The organism is Rhodopseudomonas sp. G2_2311, assembly GCF_047501505.1.
Classification (GTDB): domain Bacteria; phylum Pseudomonadota; class Alphaproteobacteria; order Rhizobiales; family Xanthobacteraceae; genus Rhodopseudomonas; species Rhodopseudomonas palustris_H.
Window position 1 is genome coordinate 1 of the sequence record NZ_JAZDRK010000046.1, and the last position, 2,033, is coordinate 2,033.

Annotated in this window: 3 protein-coding genes; all 3 read right to left on the reverse strand. The window is 65.8% G+C overall.

The genetic code is table 11. The annotated features are described in order from the left end of the window. Nucleotides 1-34 precede the first annotated feature (34 nt). Nucleotides 35-241, reverse strand: a complete 207-nt coding sequence (locus VRZ08_RS25025; RefSeq protein ID WP_346296750.1) for a hypothetical protein — start codon at nucleotides 239-241, stop codon at nucleotides 35-37. Beyond that, a complete protein-coding gene (locus VRZ08_RS25030) occupies nucleotides 241-486 on the reverse strand; it encodes a hypothetical protein (RefSeq protein WP_414534246.1) in 246 nt (81 codons plus the stop codon). Before VRZ08_RS25030 ends, VRZ08_RS25025 begins: the two co-directional genes overlap by 1 nt. Nucleotides 487-650: 164 nt before the next feature. Beyond that, nucleotides 651-1,844 (reverse strand): integrase core domain-containing protein, encoded by a 1,194-nt coding sequence (locus VRZ08_RS25035; protein ID WP_414534247.1) that lies wholly within the window; start codon nucleotides 1,842-1,844, stop codon nucleotides 651-653. Nucleotides 1,845-2,033 lie beyond the last annotated feature (189 nt).

A 2,033-nucleotide genomic window follows, 5' to 3' on the forward strand; every position in this document is an offset into this window, starting at 1 on the left:
CTCGTCGGGCGGATGGGCCGTCCTGCGCTGGTTGCTATCGCATCCCGTGCGGCTTGTTCCAGAAGTACTCGCGGTTGCCGAGGGCGCTTTCGGCGTACTGGTCGATCGACAGCATGATGGCCTGGACGTGGTGATAACACCAACCTTCCCGCGTCCCGAGACGCCGCACCTCGGCGAGCGCCTTGACGAAGTCGGAATGGTCGTCGGACTCCTCGAACCACTTGATCGGCGGAACGGCCATCACACTCTCCTCGCCAGCGGACCACGAATGAGCTTGTCGCGGCCGGCGTAGGTCCGCCGCTGCTCCCCGGCCAGGCGGTCGCGATCGGCGCAGAGCTTGTCCAGCCGATCCTGCATCCGGTGCAGAACGGCCTCGGCGTCGTCGGTGCGGATGCCGGCGCGCTGCAGCTGGACGAGCTCGCCCTGCTTGCGGCGGATTTGATCGCGCAGCTGCGCAATCTCGGAACGGGTCTGTTCGAGGTCCATGAGGGCTCACCGTGTTGGGTGAAAGAACAAAAGCAGAACGCGGCGGAGAGTCAATGCTGCCTGACCGTCACGCCGAAACGCATGGTCTTCTCCCTGCGCCGCGAGGGAGGAAGACAAGCCGGTTGGCTCAGCGCTCGTGTGCAACCGGCATGATCCCCGACACTTCAGACCGGGATGATTGTCGACAGTTCTAGGTCCGGTTGTTGCGGTGCGTAGCGCAGCCCCTCTCGGGGCGGAGCGAAGCGCCGGAACAAGCGGAGGCGATCGATCAGGCCGATGTCGTAGTGGCAGAACCGCACGATCTGGTCGCCGGTCTCCAGTTCGGCGATGCCGATCACTTCGCCGACCAGCGCCTCGCTGATGAAGATGCGCTCGCCGTGCCACATGATCTCGCCGGAGCTGCGGACTTTCCGCACCTGGTGGTCGGCATCGTACCAAGGATCCTCGATCCGGTCCGGCATTTGCCGCGTCGAAACGGTGTAGAGTTCGGCCGGTGGGCGCTGGTCGAGTGCCTCGTGCGGGCGCTCCCGGTTGAAGTGATCGCGGAAGGCATCGAACCTGGCCTGCTGCTCGATCGCATTCGACGCCGGCGGGCGCGAGGTCTGTGCCTTCAGGGTCCGATGCATCCGCTCGTGACGGCCGTTCTCCTGCGGCGAGGCCGGGTGCACGAAATGCGGTTCGATCCCGAGCTTGAGCCACCACGCCGACAACCGCGTCAGTCCACAGGCGCCGGTCGAGCCGAACGGCGAGCCGTTGTCGCAGCGGATCGCCGACGGCAGGCCGTGGCGACGGAAAGCATCGAGAAACAGCGGCATCGTCGCCTCGATGGTTTGCGGCGCGATGGCGATGCCCAGCAGATAGCGGCTGAAACCGTCGGTCAGCGTCAAAGGATCGATCCGGGTGCCGTCGCTCGTCCGAAACCAGCCCTTGAAGTCGGCCGCCCATTCGTCGTTCGGCGCATGCACGGCTGCAAAGGGGCGCTGCTGAGCCAGCGGCGGCCGTCGCCGTCGGGCCGGCGCGATCAGCCCGGCCTGCTTCAACAGTTCGCCGATCGTCGAGGCCGAGGGCCACAGGCCCTCCGGATGCTTGCGCCGCAGGATCGCCAACAGCTTGCGTGGCCCCATATGCGGAAACTGACGCCGCAGATCGACGATCGTCGCCACCTGCGAAGCATTGGTCCGCTGCGGGCAATGGTGCGGAGCATGCGAGCGATCCACGAACCAATCCTCGGCCCCGCTGTCGCGACGACGACGCCACTCGTAGAACGTGTCCCGACTGACGCCGTAGCGCCGGCACAGATCCGACACGCTCCAATTGCCGCTCGCATGGTCCGACAGCATCTGCACGCGCTGATCCATCCGACAGGTCTCCACAAAAGGCATCGGCGGTCCTCCCTCCGATGCAGTGTGAACTGTCGACAATCATCCCGGTCCAAACTGTCAGGAATCTAGCCGGTCTGTACCCTCGTGTCGCCCTCACCCCAGCCCTCTCCCGCAAGCGGGAGAGGGAGCGCGCTGTGCTCTTCTCCCCTCGCCCCTTGCGGGGAG

What these genes read in the sequence shown, in the direction of transcription:
- VRZ08_RS25025 (WP_346296750.1), bottom strand. Translation starts at nt 241, where the DNA reads ATGGCCGTTCCGCCGATCAAGTGGTTCGAGGAGTCCGACGACCATTCC.
- VRZ08_RS25030 (WP_414534246.1), bottom strand. Translation starts at nt 486, where the DNA reads ATGGACCTCGAACAGACCCGTTCCGAGATTGCGCAGCTGCGCGATCAA.
- VRZ08_RS25035 (WP_414534247.1), bottom strand. Translation starts at nt 1,844, where the DNA reads ATGGATCAGCGCGTGCAGATGCTGTCGGACCATGCGAGCGGCAATTGG.